The organism is Sphingobacterium sp. UBA7631, assembly GCF_002483935.1.
GTDB lineage: Bacteria > Bacteroidota > Bacteroidia > Sphingobacteriales > Sphingobacteriaceae > Sphingobacterium > Sphingobacterium multivorum.
This window is the reverse complement of the sequence record NZ_DLIX01000002.1, coordinates 229,291-249,319: the sequence shown is the minus strand read 5'-3', so window position 1 is coordinate 249,319 and position 20,029 is coordinate 229,291. Positions and strand designations below refer to the sequence as shown.

Annotated in this window: 17 protein-coding genes; 7 read left to right on the top strand and 10 right to left on the bottom strand. The window is 39.3% G+C overall.

From position 1 onward, the window contains the following. Position 1: 1 nt before the first annotated feature. The 7 genes from B3P16_RS01265 to B3P16_RS01235 all read right to left on the bottom strand — a co-directional run bounded on the left by B3P16_RS01265 (position 2) and on the right by B3P16_RS01235 (position 10,887). Entirely contained in the window at positions 2 to 1,345 is a 1,344-nt protein-coding gene (locus tag B3P16_RS01265) for a fasciclin domain-containing protein (protein WP_286752489.1), read from the bottom strand. Further along, on the bottom strand, positions 1,335 to 2,456 hold the full coding sequence (locus B3P16_RS01260) for a fasciclin domain-containing protein (RefSeq protein WP_286752488.1): 1,122 nt from the start codon (positions 2,454 to 2,456) through the stop codon (positions 1,335 to 1,337). Before B3P16_RS01260 ends, B3P16_RS01265 begins: the two co-directional genes overlap by 11 nt. An 11-nt stretch (positions 2,457 to 2,467) precedes the next feature. Continuing rightward, a complete protein-coding gene (locus B3P16_RS01255; RefSeq protein ID WP_115049744.1) occupies positions 2,468 to 3,673 on the bottom strand; it encodes a hypothetical protein in 1,206 nt (401 codons plus the stop codon). Then, complete coding sequence (locus B3P16_RS01250) at positions 3,673 to 5,307, bottom strand: DUF4397 domain-containing protein (RefSeq protein WP_286752487.1); 1,635 nt, start codon at positions 5,305 to 5,307, stop codon at positions 3,673 to 3,675. Before B3P16_RS01250 ends, B3P16_RS01255 begins: the two co-directional genes overlap by 1 nt. A 103-nt stretch (positions 5,308 to 5,410) precedes the next feature. Next, positions 5,411 to 8,875 carry a carboxypeptidase-like regulatory domain-containing protein gene (locus tag B3P16_RS01245; RefSeq protein WP_286752486.1) on the bottom strand — a complete coding sequence of 1,155 codons (3,465 nt, stop codon included), beginning with the start codon at positions 8,873 to 8,875 and terminating at the stop codon, positions 5,411 to 5,413. A gap of 131 nt (positions 8,876 to 9,006) precedes the next feature. Then, positions 9,007 to 10,206, bottom strand: a complete 1,200-nt coding sequence (locus B3P16_RS01240) for a FecR family protein (protein WP_286752485.1) — start codon at positions 10,204 to 10,206, stop codon at positions 9,007 to 9,009. A gap of 60 nt (positions 10,207 to 10,266) precedes the next feature. Beyond that, entirely contained in the window at positions 10,267 to 10,887 is a 621-nt protein-coding gene (locus tag B3P16_RS01235; protein WP_286752484.1) for an RNA polymerase sigma factor, read from the bottom strand. 198 nt (positions 10,888 to 11,085) lie between these two features. Between B3P16_RS01235 and B3P16_RS01230 the strand changes: the two genes are divergently transcribed. Then, on the top strand, positions 11,086 to 11,559 hold the full coding sequence (locus B3P16_RS01230; RefSeq protein WP_286752483.1) for a DinB family protein: 474 nt from the start codon (positions 11,086 to 11,088) through the stop codon (positions 11,557 to 11,559). 4 nt (positions 11,560 to 11,563) lie between these two features. Here the strand turns inward: B3P16_RS01230 and B3P16_RS01225 are convergent, their stop codons facing one another. Beyond that, positions 11,564 to 11,950 (bottom strand): winged helix-turn-helix transcriptional regulator, encoded by a 387-nt coding sequence (locus B3P16_RS01225; RefSeq protein WP_112374037.1) that lies wholly within the window; start codon positions 11,948 to 11,950, stop codon positions 11,564 to 11,566. Positions 11,951 to 12,117: 167 nt separating this feature from the next. Here B3P16_RS01225 and B3P16_RS01220 point away from each other — a divergent pair, with 167 nt between their 5' ends. The 6 genes from B3P16_RS01220 (at position 12,118) to B3P16_RS01195 (ending at position 16,859) form a co-directional block, all read left to right on the top strand. Continuing rightward, the gene (locus B3P16_RS01220) at positions 12,118 to 13,110 is read left to right on the top strand and encodes an NADP-dependent oxidoreductase (protein ID WP_286752482.1); all 993 of its coding nucleotides are present in this window, start codon (positions 12,118 to 12,120) and stop codon (positions 13,108 to 13,110) included. Beyond that, a complete protein-coding gene (locus B3P16_RS01215; protein WP_112373615.1) occupies positions 13,107 to 13,574 on the top strand; it encodes a cupin domain-containing protein in 468 nt (155 codons plus the stop codon). Before B3P16_RS01220 ends, B3P16_RS01215 begins: the two co-directional genes overlap by 4 nt. 102 nt (positions 13,575 to 13,676) lie before the next feature. After that, positions 13,677 to 14,243, top strand: coding sequence for a Crp/Fnr family transcriptional regulator (locus B3P16_RS01210; RefSeq protein ID WP_286752481.1), 567 nt, complete (start codon positions 13,677 to 13,679; stop codon positions 14,241 to 14,243). Positions 14,244 to 14,301: 58 nt separating this feature from the next. After that, the gene (locus tag B3P16_RS01205) at positions 14,302 to 14,883 is read left to right on the top strand and encodes an NAD(P)H-dependent oxidoreductase (protein ID WP_286752480.1); all 582 of its coding nucleotides are present in this window, start codon (positions 14,302 to 14,304) and stop codon (positions 14,881 to 14,883) included. Positions 14,884 to 15,005: 122 nt separating this feature from the next. After that, positions 15,006 to 16,280 (top strand): adenylosuccinate synthase, encoded by a 1,275-nt coding sequence (locus B3P16_RS01200; RefSeq protein WP_286752479.1) that lies wholly within the window; start codon positions 15,006 to 15,008, stop codon positions 16,278 to 16,280. 12 nt (positions 16,281 to 16,292) lie between these two features. Next, positions 16,293 to 16,859 carry a Crp/Fnr family transcriptional regulator gene (locus tag B3P16_RS01195; RefSeq protein ID WP_286752478.1) on the top strand — a complete coding sequence of 189 codons (567 nt, stop codon included), beginning with the start codon at positions 16,293 to 16,295 and terminating at the stop codon, positions 16,857 to 16,859. Between the two features lie 113 nt (positions 16,860 to 16,972). Here B3P16_RS01195 and B3P16_RS01190 read toward each other — a convergent pair whose 3' ends face one another. Further along, the gene (locus B3P16_RS01190) at positions 16,973 to 18,208 is read right to left on the bottom strand and encodes a porin (RefSeq protein WP_286752477.1); all 1,236 of its coding nucleotides are present in this window, start codon (positions 18,206 to 18,208) and stop codon (positions 16,973 to 16,975) included. Positions 18,209 to 18,488: 280 nt separating this feature from the next. Further along, a complete protein-coding gene (locus tag B3P16_RS01185) occupies positions 18,489 to 20,024 on the bottom strand; it encodes a RagB/SusD family nutrient uptake outer membrane protein (RefSeq protein WP_286752476.1) in 1,536 nt (511 codons plus the stop codon). Positions 20,025 to 20,029: the final 5 nt, after the last annotated feature.

Here is a 20,029-nt window from a genome sequence, read left to right as displayed (position 1 = left end):
TTTATTTAAGTTTAAATCCTTTTGGAAGCAGTAGGTTATCAACAACGTGGATCGGTCCATTAACCGTATTGATATCTGTCTCAATAATATTGATCGGTGCTTGCTCGGCTTCTTTGATTTTCATTTGGATCTGGTTTCCATTTTTAGAAAAAGCTAAAGGCATCTTATAAGCGTATCGAACCTGACTACTCCCCCCTATATTCACATAATAATCGTTTAACAAGGCAGGATCCAGATCATTACTATAAAAGACTGTATTATTGGACATCGCTATGCCATAAGCAGGATCCTCAGTTGCAAACACTCTGCCCCAATTGCGATGAAAACTGAATAAAGTATCTGTCGGATATGATCCACGTGGTTCAAAATACAAGTCGTCGTATCTTACATCTCCCCGTTTAGCATTAAAAGCTAGAATATCGGCCACGCTATTAAACCCTGCTTTTCGAAAGGCATCATCTGTTGGTGCAAATGTGGCTGTCAGGTTGAGATTAGGTAACTCATTGTAAAATGGATCCCTATCGATATCCCATCCTCGTTGATAGGAAACTCTGGCCTCTGGATAATAGCTCAAAAACTCCTCTTTACTCATACGATATCCCCATAGAGGCTCAATATCATCCAACATTTTTTCATAAAACATTTCCTCGGATAAACGTTGGGATTCCACAAAAAAAGTAAACCTTCCGTCAGCTATTAGCGTCTCCAATATGGTCATAGTAGGCTTTTCGATCACTTTTTCCAACATATAGATACCGCCATTTGTCGCGGGCTCATAAGCTAATTTTCCTTTAGACTTACCATTGACTAGCAAATCGCCATCTTTCACAGCGAGATAATGACGATAAGCATAGATGTCGTAACGTCTGCCGACTGGCTCGGTATTATCATAAAAAGGTACTCGATAATTTTGATTTTTTAACATCGATCGAACCATGAGACTATATTTACCAAGTTTAATTTGGTTAAGATCTCCTAAAAAACTGTAAAATTGAACGAAATCGGCAGCTTCCTCAGTAGTCATTTTTTGAATAGTCTCTAGTGTTATTCCAACTTGCTTTAACGCATTATCGGTTGGCGCCAATACGGTCACTTTTGTATTGACTCCAGCAGCCTTAATCAGTGCTACAATGTTACTTTTCTGCCATGCTGCTAAAAAAACTTTTGCTTCGTTATGCGTTGTCAATAGTTGCGTAACATCCTGTGAAGCTTCGTTTTTATAGGGAACTTCCTCCCCCACAAGCTCCGGCATAAACTCAGTTTTTTGGCAAGATAGCAGTACAAACACAGCAGTAGTACATAACAATAGCATATACCAAACGGCATTTATTGATTTATTTTTCATCTTTTCCTTTTTTTATCGCTTGATCTGGGCTTACCAGCCCTTGATCTAAATCATGTACCAGACCATTACTACACAAATAGTCCATTTTAGCGCCGACAGCATACGTTACATCGGCGAGTATAATCGAATAGAAAGTATCATTGTCCCGGAGTCTCATATTATAACTCAATTTCCAAGTCGGATAGACTTCATTGGCAAAATATTCCATATAATGTACTTTATCTTTCAAGTGGTATTTGTAATTACCGTTCGAATTAATGATCGTAAAAACCTGTGAATCCGATATAAAAAAATGTTTATCGTACATGATGTAGGCACCAAACAATACCTCAGGGACGTAATTCTGTGGAACAGCACTATCCAAAAATTCCATCGTAATCCCTCTCTTTTCTAGGGCCTCATTTGTTGGTGCAAATACCGTAAAAGGGCCTTTTCCAGCAAACTGATCCCACAGACCAAATTTCTTCAGTCCAGCCACAAAAACGGTATAGTCTTTCTTGTCACTGAGCCAATCCTGAATATTTTTTTCAAATTGTGGTTTCATAACCTTATCCAGCACATGCAACACCCCGTTGGATAAAACCACGTCTTTGCGGATCGCTTTCGATCCGCTAAAAAACAGCATATTCACGGGATTAGTAGCCCCAGGTGAGACAGAACCGATTGAGGCATACAATTCGGAACCTTCGAGTGTTGCATACCTAAAATCCACTGAGTTACTCGGAATATCGCTCACATAAAGACGCCTTGGGAGAATATGATAAGAAATCAGTCTCCGCAAGCTATCCTTATTCATTCGATCAAAATCGGTTGGGCGAAACACACCGATCTCATTAAAAGCGAGATCGTTTGGAACGAGAACTGTAAATGGACCTTTGCCATTTAGTTCGACATTCAGACCAGTTCTCTCCAACGCTGCATCAAAGAGGCGCATTTCATAATTATTACGAATAAAATCGGCTGCCGGTCGTATATTTTCATTAGGTTGGGGCACCGTGAGATTATCATGTTTGCAGCCTTGTAGCAACAAAATAAATAAGCACGCAGAAAACCAGCCTATAGCATGAAGCAGTGAAACCTTCTGTTCTATTTTGCTATTATATTGAATCATTTCTGCTAATTTTAGTAAATAGGTGGAGCATATTTTCGTTGTATAGTCGTTAGGTAGACGCGACCATTGACAATTTCGATCGTATTGACCGTTGCGAAAGTGCGTGGATTATCCTTTCCCGAATGTACGTTGACCAACAAATTTGGAAGCAGTGTTCCGTTTTCATTACTGGTCAATCCTACTTTTCCGTTTAGGAGACAATTAAGTACAGCCCAGTTGCCACCTGTATTTGTCTCACTGTCATAAAATGGATTCGCGACGGGATCCATTCCAGGTGTAAAAAAGTCAAATCGTTGCCAAATAGCTGTGCGGATACCGTTGGATTTACTACTCGCCCATAACGGAAAACTTGCATAGGCGTTCACTTCATTTGAACTTGTATTACGTTTAACGGTCGTCAAAAAACGCCCTTGGTAACCATTTACTTTCGCAGCATAATGGCTGAGCTCTTCCTGACTTTCATAAAGTGACAAAAATACATTCATATCATCCTTAACACCATTTTTGAAGCTTTTCAACCGATAATCATCATCTTTTAAGCTTGCATCGGCTTCCCAGAACCCTTTTGCACTCATATTGTAAAAGTTTACGTACACCAATGAATCTGATAAAGGGAGTTTATAGAAATTTTCATGTCTCAATAAGACTCCATGATCCTTCTTTAAAAAATCCCTTTGCAAAAGATGGAGTGTATAAACTTCTTTGCTTTGAAGATTGATCACCGTGTCAATTAGAATGTCATTTTTCAAACGATCTTCCAATTCGAAGAAGGGTACCGTATTTTTTGGACGATACGCAAATACGACCCTTACTTCGCCTGAAGGCACCTGAGCCCAGCTACTTAGGTCAAATCCGTTTAAAATAGGACCGACTAGGACATTTTCCTTTCCTGGATATTCGGGATTGCTTGGGTCTGTACTGTTCCCGATGTGAGAAGGATATGGGGGAGCATAAGGATCTCGTTTATCCAAGAAATCACCTATAATTTCCGCTCCTGTAAATTTTCCATCAGAACCTATTTTTGGATTGATAAGCATACAGAAATAGGGTACTTTATCATCTTTGCTACCCATAGTCTGTACGTAATTGACATTATTAAAAACACGTAGATAAGCCGGCTCGGCAATCTGTGTATATTCAATTTTCGTACAGGAAGCAAGCAATAGTATAAAAATGGCCAGTAGCCAAATACGACTTGATATATTTTGCTTTTTCATTATTTATTATGTTTGATAATGATCATTCGCGCTTTTTCTTTATCGGACGATCCCGAACCACTTTTTCCAATCAATGCTACAGTATAAATCCCTGGCTCAAATGCTGGCAGAGGCCTTCCAATGGTTGTATACAGCGATTTATTTGCTATAAACTCCGTCGATTGCAATACGTCAATATCGTCGGCCCAGACACCTGGTATTACGTCTGGTTTAGAACGATAAGCCATTATTGCGTAGGGATTCGCCATAATATTTACATTGGTATAAGGCATATTAATCGAAGGGATCCCAGGTTGCAGATTTACATTGCCACTGTTTCCGAAAGGCTGTCCGTTAGGTAGCGTAAAGGTGATATAAGGATTGCTTGCCGATAGATTTAAAAAGCGATTAAAGAAGAAGAATTTAAAAGCTAGCCGGCTGTATGTCCCATCGTCTTCAGCCGGTAAAGGGAGCGTACCACTCAGATCATTGGAAATGAGAAGCAACTGAGCCTTTCCATTTCGATCAGGATAGAGCCATAACGTATAATTTTGATTGCTCCGCAATTCCTGTTTAATCGTCGCAAGTACGTTTCCAGTTGCATCTATAGCCTCAATATCATATTGCTTCTGGGTAAACACACTATAATTACTTCCTTTTCCAAATCCGATACCACTGGCAATAACCTTTCCATCGACCCTAAACCCTATCGATTGATCCTTATATGCATTTACACCTTGTATCCTCAAATAACTTTGATTCGTTGGCGCAGCAATATCTGTAATGATCTGAAACGAATTTTGATAGGCTGAAACTGTCTCATTCAGCTCATTGGAGAAATAATTAAATCGCTGTGGAGTGACTACGATCGTATAAACACCACCAGGTTGAAAATCCTGAATCGGAGCATAAGTAAAATTAGTAGACTTCGCATAATCTTTTGGGATGGTGGAAGTCGGTAAATCAATGAGCCCGTACTCAAACCGACCTGAGCCCAAAGAAGGAAGGGGTCTGCCATCTGCTACCAATATCTTGAATTGATAAGTCCCATAAGGCAACTCGATGTAATCAGAACTAATCTGAGAAGCTGCTATTGCACTGGTTTTTTGATTCACCAATGTACCATCGGCATAGGCTAAAGAAATTGGACCAACGAGATTTTCTTGCGGACCATTCATTCCAATAGCTGGATTTTTAATTGTCCCACCGAGATTAACAATGCGGATTTTAAAATGGTCTGGCTTAGTGGGACTAGTCGTAGCACGCGTTAGTGCAACAACTTCCGGTTGACCATTCATGAATAAGGAAGGAAGCAAAAAATAATCCTTAGGTTGCTCATAACTATTGTCAACCTTGACTTTAAAATCATGGTTCAAACCAAAACCCTGATAAAAGCGAGCTGCAAACGTAAGGTCTGCCTCTTCTTTCTGGTCAAAAAGATCTTGTGGAACTGTCCATATCTTTGTCAAACGTCCGTCTGTTGGGAAATATGAGGTTCCAGGATATTTATGATTCCCCGGATTTAACGGATGCAACACAACAAAACTTGTCAAGCTGTCGCCATTAGCAACAACCTGATTAAAGTCAGATAGATTAACAATTCTAGTATTTGAATTTGGCCGGTTTTCAGTTACAGGACGATTGTCATTAATCACATCCAGTTTTTCCTTTTTACAAGAAACAAAGGATAAAAAACATAAAGCTGTAACAGCAAAAAACCGACAACTCACGCGTTTACACATACTGATTTTCATTGGATTAAAATAAGTTATAGGTAAAACCGATCATAATTTCCGCACCGCGCTTATAACTTCTGTTGATATACTCATTTCCATACCACTTTCCTCCGGTTTGCGGATTCGCATAAACAGTTTTAATAGCAGGATTCATTATATTTTTGGCATAGCCTTTAAACAAGATCCGTTTATTTAGCTTTTGGGAAAAAACAAAATCAAGGTAAGGCACGGGCTGTGTATACAGATCTGGTTCCCCTGTCAGATTAATTTGGACTAAGCGTTCCCCAACCATATTAAAGGTCACAGTGAGATCGGTTCCTGATTTTTCGTTATCATAGTTTAACCAAGCATTAATCGAATAGGGAGCCTGTTCAAACAACGGACTATTTTTTGGGGTATATCTATCCAGTGAACGATTTGCTTCATAACGCTCCGCAGATTTCTTAATTTCACTTTGAGCCAATAAAAGATTGGTACCCAAAAACAAGTTTTTTAAAGGATCATATAATGTTCCCAAATTCTTGACAACTTCAAATTCCAATCCCCATACCTTACCAATATTACCGTCATTCTGAAATTGGATGGTTGGAAATTCAGGATAAGTAGCAGCTAACCCTTGGGTTTTTAGATTAAAGACCTTAACCAATTGATTTTCTATACGCTTTCCAAAAGCCGACACGGCAATAACCTCTCCTTTAGCAGGAAACCATTCCCATCGAAAATCCGCATTTTGGGTATATTGATTTTTCAAATTGGGATTACCAACAACTAAGCCCATTTGAAAGGCATCAAATTCAAATACATTGGTAATCTCACGCAATTCGGGTCTCGCCAGAGTCGTGTTGAAGGCCCCACGAAAATTCATATTGTCATTCAACGTATAGGTTGCATTGACAGAATAGAATGGTTTATATTTTGTTTTATAGACAGAATTGGGATTAATCGGATCCAGAGGAATACGTGTACCATCTGGAGATGTTGCGGTCAGTGCAGGGTCTAAAAATACATTCGCAGTATCCACTGTCGAACCAATATTTGTCATCTCAAACCGAACTCCTCCGGCCATGCGGAATCGTTCAGCAATCTTGAGATCCAGCATACCATATAATGCATTGGTTTCAAAATAACCTTTGTAGTTATTTGGCGATTTTTGGCTATTGTATAGAAAACCACCTACTGGCATCATACCTTCACCCTGCCCCGCTTTTGGTAATACAACACCTACAATTTCATTGCTTACCAAACGGTCTAAATTACACTGAACATCATATAATGGAATTGATTTATTTCCAGTGAAATTAGACCCTGGCAGAAACAGCTGGTTTTCTGTAAATTTACGATCTCTAAATAAATAATTGAATCCCGTTTTAAACAACTGCTTTTCACCCAATAGCCTGAAAGGAAAACTCAGATCAGCTTTTGCATTAAAATTATCTTCGTTCAAATTTCTCCATCTCCGACCATTAGGTTCAGCTTGAATAATACCATAATTTCCGAATCCGTTTACATAGCCCGATGTAAGTGCATAGAGATGTTCAGAATATACATAGTCATCAAAATGAGCCTGCTCACCTATAATGGGACGCCGATACCATCCTCCACCCCGAGGTTTGTAGTCTACAAGACTAGCAAATCTAAAATCCGGGTCATTCTGTGTGGACTTTGACGTTGCAACATTATAACTCAAACGAGGCGAGAGCTCATTTTTCAAAAACTTATGTTCGCCCTGTAGGTTAAAGGTATTCAGATTACGGAAAGTCTGTTTAAGCGAATGAATAGTACTTCTGACTTCGCCAGGCAAACCCGAATACTCATAGCGTCCATTTAAATTTGTTGCGATAGACTCTCCTCCCCAGCTTCCCAAATATTGCATACTGACCTCATGCTGTGGATTAAAACGGTAGGTGACCCCTACAAGTGTACCATAGTTTAGTGTTTCGGTTCCTGTATTTTCACGATAAGTTTGATACTTCCCCATAAAAAGACTATTCGGTGTAATATAATTAGGGATATTTCTAAAACTAAAAATATCAGGATTACCAGTCACTACCCCTTGATAGATGCTATACTGGGTCAGTTCACCCTGATAAATATCAGCGGTTCTTCTATAATAATTTCCTCCGACAACAAGCCCCAGTTTGTGTTTTCCAAAAACATCATAACTATTACCGAATGTTGCCGAGTAAAGTTGATTCATGGGCGCGCGGCGGTATCGAGTTGTCATAACGGGATCAAACCCTTTCATAATCGCATTAACCCGGTTTACCTCCTGGTATCCTGAGGGACTATAGTTGCTATTGGCGATCATATCCTGGATAGAACTTAATCCATTGGGATATTGCGTTGCAAGATTTAGAAAATCCGAGGAAAGGTCTTTTTTATTGATTCGTGTTCCAAATAATCCCATCTCACTGTTCCAAAAGCTGTTATAATTCCCACCCAAACCAATGTTGGAATTGAGCCCGGTTTGAGCGATAAGCTCAAATGTCATTTTCTCAGGTACAGATTTCGTTTTCAGCTCAACGATACCCGAAGCAGCATCGGCAGGTTTGTCTGGTGTTACTGTTTTATAAACGGTAATATTATCCAATAAGGAAGCTGGAACAAGATCCAATGGGATGGCACTACGGTCAGGATCAGAAGAAGCCAATCTTACGCCGTTCAACTGACCGATCACAGATCGATCACCTAGCCCTCTTACTGCCACATATTTATCGTCAGTCACCGTAACACCAGTAACGCGCTGTAACGCCTGTGTAGTTGTGATACTGGCCGTACGCTCAATCAATTCGGCCGAAATAGCATCCTGTACAATAGAAGCGCGTTTACGTTCTTCCAGCACGGCCGTTTCAGTGTTCATTTTACGCCTTGCCTGAACGGTGACCTCTTCCAATGCTGTAGCAAGAGGGCTCAATCCAATAACAAGGTTTTCCTTTACATCATTAATTTCAATTTCCTTGGTCTGATAGCCCAGATAGGAAAGAACGAGAACAGTAGGAATTTTAGAAATCGATAGCGAAAAGTTTCCATTTGTATCAGAATTCGTTCCTCCAGATGTCCCTTTAACACGGATAGAAACACTGGCCAATGTCCTTTTTGTCTGTTGATCAATAACTCGACCAACCAAGCGCTGCTGCAATACATCGGCGGGCTCTTCCAGCACAGTCCGAAGCGCCGTAACAACAACCAGTTTATTTTTCACAACATAACCGAACGGTTGTCCTGCAAAACATATATTCAATGCTTCTTCAACAGTTGCATTGTTTAGATTGACATTAACGGGTTTTGCTCGGTTAAAGAGCCCATTATCGTAAAAAAAGTCATAACCGCTCTGCTGCCTTATTTCTTTTAAAATAGCTGGGATATGACTATTTTGTTTGTTAAGTGTAATACGTTGACCGTAAGTAAACGCACTGACTTTCACCAACAAACAAGTTAAAAATACCATGGTGATTTTCATAACACGCATGCATTGATAAAAACTCATATATTTGTTGTTGTTAATATTATTTGATGATCATTGAATCGCAACATGATCGATAAGCTTAACACATTGACCAAAGGTGTTACCAGCACCTTTGGTTGTTTTTATCCGGCTTATCGTAAAAATTAGATAGGTCAATCTATCACAATAAGCCTCCTTCCATTTAGCGTTAATTTTACTTTTCCTGTTGTTTGCAACATATCAATAATGGTAGATAGCGGCTGAGAACGCGATACCATACCATCAAATTTCAGCTTTTCAAGTCGTTCGGGACATGCTACATCCACGTTGTACCACCTTGAAACTTTACGCAGCAGACTTACTAACTCCTCTCCTTTAAAAACAAAGTCACCATTTATCCAAGCTACTTCCTGAGAGATATCGACATTTTCTACACGCAGGGCTTCATTTAACAAGGCCCGCTGCCCTGGTTTTAAGAGCACCGATTCATTTCTTTTTTTCGAACTAACGCGTACAACTCCCTCCAATAAAGTTGTTGTTGTATAAGGTTCGTCATCATATGCGTTCACATTAAAATGCGTACCAAGCACCTCAATTTTTTGATTTGCTGTCTCCACGTAAAAAGGAATTCGCCTTCCCACTCCTATTCCCGTCTCAATTTTTGCAATTTCAAAGTAAATCTCTCCGGTCATATGGACATGCCGTTCGTTTTCACTAAATTTCAAAGGATAGGTCAACGTCGAATTTGCATTGAGAAATGCTTTGGATCCGTCGGGCAATATAATTTGATATTGGTTTCCGCGATTGGTCGTTATTTTATTCACAGCAGTGCTGGCTGCTTCCCCTTGTTCAACGGCTTTATAAACCAATTCACCGTCTTTATTCTTTTGTATTTCTACCCCGCCTTGAAGTGCTACCACACTTCCATTTTTTATATCAGCTAATGAAACAACGGAGCCATCTTTTAGTGTTAATAGAGCATCATCCTTTCCTGGAGCACCAATATGCTGCACGTTTTTTGGCTGTTCTTCAGCAAGCTGTTGTTTAAATAGAAACAGTGAGATAGCGCTAACAGCGACTAGGAGCGCCGCAATTTTTAACCAGACAGCCATACCAATTTCTGTAAAGCGGTGTTGGTTAGCGCGCTTTTTTATTTGAGACTGCAAACGATCATAGTTTGTTTGAACGGATAGTTCACCCGCATAATGTCCCATTGCCACAATGGTCTCCTGCAACTCCGCTATGGACGCTTTATGTTCAGGATATTTTTGTAACCATTTTTCCCATTTTTCGATATCCTCTTTATTCGTTCCCTTGCAATAGTTCACAAAAGATTCGTCCAATAATAACGCATGCAAATTAAGTTCGTTCATACCACTCTAATCGTAATTTATACAATAGAGTGGGCAGGGTCATTTTTTCACTACTCGTTTTTAATAAAAAATCAACAAAAATGAAGAAAGTAGCCCTACGGCAACTTTAAGAAAGATTTCTTGTTCACTAGAAAGGTTATTTTTTATTTTTTCTAGGGATTTATAAATGGTATTATAGATCGTATGGATCGAAACCTGATTGGCATCAGCGATTTCCTGATAAGAAAGATCCAAAAAAAATCGTTGGTAAATCACCAGCCGTTGTTTTGTTCCCAATTGCTCCATATGCTCCTCAACCAACTGTGTTACGGTATTTGTTGTTACCGCACGTATATGTTGTTCTTCAACAGAGTGATGGATTGACGGATCATGGATTTCTTCCACAAAATCCAAATCTGTCAGTTGCAGTGTTTCCTTGCGAAAAAGTTTTTGAAAGAAAACCGTAATAATATAATTATGATGATTGCGTATTTTTTGATTGTCAGTCTTCTTTTCCCAAAGATGTAGAAATACATCATTCACACTATCCTGAATACGCTGTACCGACATTTTCTTTTTCGTTCCCAAATAGGAAAGATAATGGTAATAATGTTTGTATAAAGCATAAAATGAATCTTCACACTCCTCTTTCACAAATTGGTCCCAAACATTTTTTAGATCTCTTCCGGTTAGTGTAAACATAGTTTCGTGGTAACAATGACTTTATACAAAAAAAGAAAAGTCTTATTAACAAGAGATTAACTGAAGATGAAGAATCGGAAAATTGTATGTAAATTGGACAGATAGTCGATTATAATTCCTCGACGATGCTGTATAGTGTAAACGTATAATAAAACAAAAGCAGTAGAACAACTGATTATTAGAAAGATAAATTACAAAATGGAAAGACGTATATTTATTGCAGACAGGCTTCGCGAAGTTTTTTTGAATGGACGTTGGATTGCCAACACCAACTATCAGGAACAACTACTGAATACGACCTGGGAACAGGCCATATTCAAAATAAATAATCTGAATTCCATCGCTGCGCTAACCTATCATATCAATTATTACCTAGAAGGTTTACTAGCTGCATTTACGTATGGAAAATTGGAAATTAGTGATAAATACAGCTTTGATATCCCGCCTATCCAATCCAAAGCAGACTGGGATACACTAGTAGATCGATTCCTAAAAAACGCAGCCACATTTGCCAACAGCATTGCCCAATTTGAAGAAAACCTCTTCGATCAGCCATTTATTGATAAAAAGTATGGATCTTACCTCAGAAATATCGAAGCTGTAATCGAACATAGCTATTATCACCTTGGTCAGATTTCACTGATCAAAAAGTTAATTCTTCAATCGGAATAAATTGCTATTTCGTTAATGCAGCGAGTTCTTGTTTCACTTTCTCTCGGTATTCCAACCCCCAACTGACCAGTGATTCGGTAACGGGGAATACACTTTTACCATAGGCGGTAATTTTATAGAACACTTTCACGGGGTCTTCACTGGGCTGGCGGGCGACTAACAAGTTTAATTCAAGGTCTCGAAGTTCTTTTGTCAACACTTTTGCAGAAATTCCCTGAATCTCCCGTTCCATTTTTTTGAAATAAATTTCCTGCAACTCCCGATTAGCCAAATAACGCAATATCATCAATTTCCATTTTCCGCCCAAAATATCCAGCGCGTCACGTATAGCGCGCAATTCTTCTGTACAACTCGCCTCCCGCATTTGATTTCCTTCCAAAACTTGTCCCATATTGATTTCCAACGACTAGTTACCACTTGTTAACTACCAACAAATATATAGCAAACGAAAGGTAGATTTGTCATATCAACTATATAAGATGAAAGAATGCTGATATAACATACATTATTTCGGCAGGAATTTTTCATAGGGATGCCATCATTTAAATAAATAGCGATATGAACGCGGTTATACTGGATAAAGACAATCAATTGATAAATGCGGAGGTTGAGCTTCCTCAACTGAAGTCCAACGAAGTGAAAATTAAAATATTAGCTTCAGCACTCAACCCCATAGACTACCAGATGCGTGAAAATGAATTTGAACGACGTTATATATTTTCACCCATACTTGGTAGAGAAGGGGCAGGAATTGTCACAGATAAAGGTTCAGATGTAAGTGAATACGCAATTGGAGATGAAGTATTTTTTGCCTGTGGCAGCATGGGCAGTAACGGAACCTATGCAGCATACATTCAGTTACCAGCCGGCCTCGTTGCCCCTAAGCCAAAAAATATTTCGTTTGAGCAAGCAGCAGCACTTCCTACCGCTGGCATCACCGCATTGCAGGTTTTCGACCGAGCAGCAATTAATCCGCAAGATCATATTTTCCTAACCGGAGCGTCTGGAGGCGTGGGTCTTTTTGCATTAAAATTACTCCTGGCTAACGGCATTAAAAATATCGTTGCGACAGCAGGAAGTATGGGCAGTATTGAAAAATTACGCCAACTAGGACTGCAAAAAGACAGTGTCATCAATTATCGAAATGAGAATTTAACGGAAATAATCAAGCTTAAAAGTAATCAGCAAGGTATTGACGTCGCTATTGATGCGGTGGGGCAGCATCTCTCGGAAGTCGCCGCCGCAGTATTAAAACCCTATGGAACTTATATCGACATCACACATTTTACGACCGCGGCAGCAAGAGACCAACTATTTAGTTCGGCCGCACAGATCATCAATATATCCAACTTTATCCACGCCCAAAGACTGAATTATCCCTATTTCAAAAATGGACTGGATCGAATCAGACACACTATTGAGCAAGAAATTATTCAACCCGCCCCTATTTATCTTATTGGTAAACTGAGCCCCGAAACAATAGAAAAAGGGCATCTAATGTTGAAAAAAAACCAGACTCAAGGCAATAAATTAATTATACAAAATCAATGAGAACTATACCTAGACGAATCGTGACAGGCATACGTGCCGGAAAATCCTTTATCGAAGCGGATGCATTGGTCGATAATGTATCAGAGCACTATCCCAATCTTGTTATTTCCGATATCTGGCAAACCAGCCAAATGCCGGCCAAGTTTGAGAAAGAGCATCCCATAGAAAACAGCGCTATACCCCAAGTCATCAAAAATGGCACGTACTTCCGCTATGTACAGATCCCACCCGATCGGGAACTTGGTATAGAAACGACGATTGGTACCCCTCATCCCCTCATGCATCAGACAGCAAGTTTAGATTACATCGTTATTCTTTCAGGAGAGATTTACTTGATTACAGATACAGAAGAAACGCTTTTACAAGCCGGCGATATTGTCATCCAACGCGGCACCAATCATGCTTGGAGCAATCGCTCCGATCAAATGTGCCTGCAATTGGCCATTCTAATTGATGCGAATTAAAAATCTACCCTGTTGGTCAATCGGCAAACTAAACATTGAGCCGATTAAAACACATCGAATCTATCTTGTAGGAACACCGCAATTTTTCTAAGTTTGGACTTCATGATAGCAACATATTTTCGGTCTTTGCGTCTGTTCGACGAAGAAGAGATCAATCAGATTGTTCAGCTTTTTGAATACAGAAAGCTGAACAAAAACGACTTTTTTGTTAAAGAGAATCAACCTTGTCATGAGGTTGCATTTATACAATCAGGGATCTTCCGTTCTTATTATAGCAGTGCGAATAGGGCAGATATTACCTATTGTTTCCGCTTTCCCAATACATGGATAGCGGCCTACTCCTCCTTTATTACAGGCGGGCCAAGTATGGAGACCATGCAGGCCATTACCCCTGCCGAACTGTGGACGATCAAAAAAAATATGATTGATAAGCTTGCTAAAAATAGCCTAAAATGGACAAAATACCTTAAAATGATTGCCGAGGAACAATATCTTGAACTTGAAAAACGCGTCTTTCAATTACAAAAAGAAACCGCATCACAACGTTATGCCAATTTACTCAAAGATCATCCTGATTTTATCCAACAGCTTCCTTTACAATACCTCGCTTCCTATTTAGGCATTACACAACGTCATTTAAGTCGTATTCGCAGCGAAATTTCTTTTTAGACATTTGTCCTGTAAAGACGGTAGCCCTATTTCTATTTTTGTGATGTAATAAAACATCATGGAGAAAAAAATACTGATTATCAATGGCCACCCGAATCGGGAATCTTTCAATTTTGGCATCGCAAATGCCTATCAAGAAGCTGCGGCAGCGTCCGGAGCTACAGTACGAACAATCCATATTATTGACCTAGATTTCAATCCAAACCTTGAATTTGGTTATCGTAAACGGACAGAACTTGAGCAGGACCTACTTCTTGCCTGGGAAGACATCTTATGGGCCGATCATTTGGTCTGGATACATCCCGTTTGGTGGGGCGGTCTTCCAGCCTTGATGAAAGGCTTTATCGACAGACTTTTTTTACCTGGACGGGCTTTTCAATATCGCGAAAACTCTCTATTTTGGGACAAATTACTCAAAGGAAAAACTGCCCGGATCATTACAACACTCGATCAACCAAGTTGGTATTATGCTTTAGTTTACGGCAGGCCAAGTGTTAATCAACTAAAAAGATCCACCCTTCAATTTTGTGGAATATCGCCGGTTAAAGTCACCTATATCGGAATTATCAAAACTTCCGATCCTATTAAACGGAATAAATGGCTACAAAAAGTACAACGGTTGGGACACAAACAAGCTTAAGTGCAATCCATACGCATTAAGACTGCTGGCCAAATGATAATGAGGAGCACTTTTTGCCAAATGGCAATTGTCCTCCGCCTTGCAAGCCCTAGCTTTGACCATAAATTCAAGACAAACGCAACATGGACATTCTAATTGGGCTCCAATGGGGAGACGAAGGTAAAGGAAAATTCATTGATCTGATCGGAAGCGACTATGACATTATCGCCCGTTTTAATGGCGGCGCAAATGCCGGACATAGTATTTACTATCAAGGTAACAAAGTTACGCTTAAACTACTCCCATCAGGCATCTTTTCACCGCATGTTAAAAACATTATTGGCACCGGTGTGGTAGTTGACCCATTAGCATTTAAAGCAGAAATCGAAGAACTAGCGCACATTATGCCAGATCAAGATCTCGTTGATAGAATTTTGATATCCCAAAAAGCGCATCTCGTTTTACCGACCCATCGTTATTGGGATATCTATATGGAACAGTCCCCACTGTATCGCACGATAGGAACGACCAAAAATGGAATTGCGCAAAGCTATTCCAATAAAATACTCAGACAGAACCTTCGCGTTGGTGATATTCACTCGGATAGTTTTGACACTGACATATATCAAATTTTAAACCGCCAATACAAAGAACTACAGTTTTTGGGACAAGAAATGCCTGCATTCGAAGAGCTCTACCACAATTTTATTCAAGGATGCACTTCCTTAAAACAAGTGCCAATTATAGATACTGAAATCTTTCTGAATAAGGCGATCCGAGATGGCAAGAAGGTATTGGCGGAAGGCGCGCAGGCAACTCTGCTTGATATCGACCATGGAAGTTATCCCTATGTGACCTCATCAAATACGATTGCCTCCGCAGCCTGTGTAAGCTTAGGTGTGTCGCCTAAACTGGTGGATAAAATTTATGGCGTTACAAAGGCCTATTGCACCCGTGTGGGGAATGGTATTTTCCCAACGGAGATCACAGGACAAGCTGCCAATGATTTACGGGAAAAGGGAGCTGAATTCGGTTCCAATACCAAACGTCCCCGTCGTGTCGGCTGGCTGGATATCCCAGCATTAAAATATGCCATTATGTTAAACGGAGTTACGGAACTCGTTCTTACGAAGGCCGACATTTTGAACGAAATGGCTGACATCCCCGTCTGTACCCATTATGAAATAGATGAACAAAAAATTTCTTTAGCATTTTCCCAATCTTCTGAACAAAAAATTAAACCGATCTGGAAATATTTAAAAGGTTGGAATACCGATTTCTGTAATATCAAGCAAGCAAACTTGCTTCCACAAACCTTGAGGACATTTATATCTTTTCTCGAAGAAGAATTAGAAGTTCCCATAAAGTATCTTTCAACAGGACCTCAACGTGAAGAATTGATTAAATTAGCTAAGTAATATAAAGGGAACATGGAGCAATTACTGGAATACATCCGAAAATTTGGACAGCTCGATTTGCGAGAAGAGAACTTAATTCGACAAGAATTCGAAAAAAAGAGTATTCCAAAGTCAAGCTATTTTGTCGCTTGCGGTAAAGTAAACAATAGCATTGCTTTTGTGGAATCGGGGGTATTCCGTTCGCTCTATTACAACAGTAAAGGCGACGATTTTACGCGTTATTTTATTTATGAAGGTCGTTTTATTGGGGATCTTCAGAGCTTCTTGGATCGAACACCTTCCAACGACTATATAGAATCCCTCACAGATAGTGAGATCTGGAGCCTTGATTTTGAGAATTTTACGCTTCTTGAAAAGGAAATTAAAGTTTGGCCGTTGCTGATGGCCAAACTTTATGCTTTTGTGGTGGAAAGTAAGTTAAAAACGGCAAATACCATGATGAATCTCGATGCCAAAGAACGCTATCTCCTGTTCTTAAAACTTTACCCGGGTTTAGCCAATCGTGTTCCATTAGCCATGTTAGCGTCCTATTTAGGGATTACCGCATCATCACTGAGCCGGATTCGGAAAAACATCTAAGTGTCGGGAGATCTCTAAATCAAACGGCCTAAACAACCTACTATATTGGTCAAACTAAATATTGATCCTCCCCCTCAACACCGATATTCGCGAAAAAACAGCACTGAGCCAATTTACCAACGATAAAGCAGCCTTGTAGTGAAAACATTATCTTTCAGATCAGCCGAAAAGTTGGGTAAACTTGTGGTTTCGTTCGTTACATGCTCATTATATACGGTCAGTTTTATCCTATTGTTAATTTGATATGCAAGACCATAGCCCAGCGTACTAAACTTAACATCGCCATCGGCCGTAAAATTATCAGGCATGCCGATTGTCATGCCACTTGCTTTCGTATTTGGATCATATACGTCATACGCTATCAATGCAGTAATACCGGTCTTCGCAATCTCCTGCGTAAACCAAAGATAATATCCATTAAATTTACGTTGATAAAGGTCTGTTGTCGGCTGGGTTGTAAAACTTCTGCTGGCGTAAGGTCCTTTAATATCGACACCACCGGCAACTCCAGGCTGGTCTCCTGCCACATATTCGGTTTTGAAACTGGATTTCCCGAAGCTATTATCAAACTCTACCTGTAAGTTTGCTCCATAATAGTTCCTGCCGATGGCTTTACCTTCATTCTCATCACTGGTATGCGCTGTATAACCATTGCTATTGGGCGTATAGTACGTTTTCGTATCATTACGCACTGAACCTTTATAGAACGAGCCGCCAAAGCCCAAATGAAGTTTTTTATCGGCTAAACTATCAAATTTAAAAGCAAGATTACCGATCAGATCCTTTTTAGAATCATAGTCCTTAGCGGAGTGACCACTACCGTTCACCAAGGCTAAATCTAAATTTAAGAATTTAACTTTACCCCCAGGATGATAACTTACCATCCCTCCAAGATCACGTTCGCGTGGCATCAACGTCTGGAATACACGTGCCCGTTCCGGAAAGTCACGATAGCCCGATGAGTATACAATGGAATATCCAAAAGGTCTATTGAAAAGTCCCGCCGTTAAACTAAGGCCTTTTTGACTTGGGTGACGCAATTGAATAAAGGCATCCATTAACTGCACGCCATCTTGAGTAGCATCCAATTGAAAGACAATACTGGAGTACGTATCCACCCGATCAATTTTAAGACGTCCCCTGCGGATCATAAATCTGTTATCCGAATTCTTTGAAAAATCCCCACCTGAAAAGGACGTAATTCCAGGAGATTGCGCCTTTTGAAACTGTGTTTGAAGGTACCCCGTAATCTTGATATCATGTGGATCATAGCTGGAGGGCGCATTATTATTTTGCGCAAGTGCTACAACGGGTCCTATCAGAGCTAAGAGTAAAAGTGCTTTTTTCATGAGAATTTTAAATAAATTATCTTTTTCGCTTTTGATGATATGATACGAGCAGAATCATTTTTCCTTCTTCTATTCCATCATCTTTCAACGGCGTAAAAATAGATTCTCAATATTAAGTTAATATTAATAAATTGTTAGTCTATTAATTTATATACATAAAATTAATGATTTGGTAATATATCACCTTGCAGGTAGTTTCTATACATTGAGAAATTTTTAAAATAAAAAGGCCGATACAAAATTGTACCGGCCTTTCAATCCTATTGATTCATACCTAGAATTATTCCAACCCCTTATTATAATCGCTCTCACGAAGAGGAATAGACCAAGTCCACTTATTTTTATCTTGAGGATTAATCGTAACAGCTAGAGATGTAAGGAAATTACCTCCGTTCGCATTATTTCTTCTTACAATAGAATCTCCCCAACGTTTCATATCAAACCAATCGAATCCTTCGCCCCATAGTTCAACCGCGCGATACAGCTTAATTTCATTAAGTAGATCTGTGCCTGTTTTTGTACAAACATAGTTGACATTCCTTCCTGAAGTAGCGTTTAATGTATTAAGCACACCTTGAACTTCGCTTGCTGCTTTATTTTGGAAAAATTTCGCTTCAGCTTCAATGAGGTACATCTCGGAAGCCCTAAAGTGATTTAAGTTTCCAACACCCGGTAGATCATTCGCTTTAAACTTAAAATTCATGTAAGCGTATGGCACAGCGTTAGACTGTAATTCAGGATATAAGGCAAATGCCCTAGCCTTCATCGTCGCTCCGGCCAATCCTGTAGCTGTTGTATACGCTTCGCCTTTTGGATCTAAGAAAAGATCTCTTCTAATATCTGTTGAAGGAATTTTATCGAACAATTCTCTACTGATACATTTCGGCGCTGTTCTAACAGCACTTGCCGATGAATTATATGCAATATACGATTGAAATGAATAGAAGTATAACGTTTCATCAGACGCACCGTAGCTACTCCAAATCCATTCTCCATTTGGATTTGCAAAGCCACTTTTATACTCCGTATTGTTCATCAATTTATAATTAGCACGCGCTAGAATTGCATATTTCTCAGCATTGACATAATCCTGCTTGTTCAAAGCAGCTCGAGCATAAACCGCATAAGCAACATCTTTATTCACTTGATAATTGGCATTTGGATTACGGTTAATTTTTGAAGATTCATATAATGAAATGGCATCATTCAAATCCGTATAGATCAAATCATAAGTTTGGCTCAAGGTTGATAAAGGCATATCTCCAGTTGACACATCTTTTCTTAACACCAATCCATTTGTCTGCCCATTATTTGAGTCACTCCATCTATTTCCATAGATTTGAGCTAGCATCATGTAACTGTAAGCACGGTAAGTCAATGCTTGCGCTTTTATAAATTGTTTGTCGGCTAAGTTTCCATTCGCAGCATCTATATTTTCGACAATTTGATTTGCGTTACCAATGATCTTATAGTAATAAAACCAAGGATAATACAAGTAAATACTTGTTAAGTTTTGATTATAATTTGCATTAATAATGTCTGCCCAGCCACTTAAGTTGACAAAAAAATTGTTTCCAGGATAGTTTCCATAGTACATTTTGATTGTCCCCTCTCCATTAAAGCCTTGGCTACCTAAATACTGTTGGGTCATCATTTTTGCCAAACCGTTAACGGCTACTTCAGCATTTTTTGTCGTCTCAAATACTTTAGAAAGCTCAACGGAATCTGTAGGACTTGTATTTAGATAGTCTTTTTTGCAAGAAGAAACAAGAATCATTCCTGCTAACAATACTTTTATATATTTATTATTTTTCATTGTTT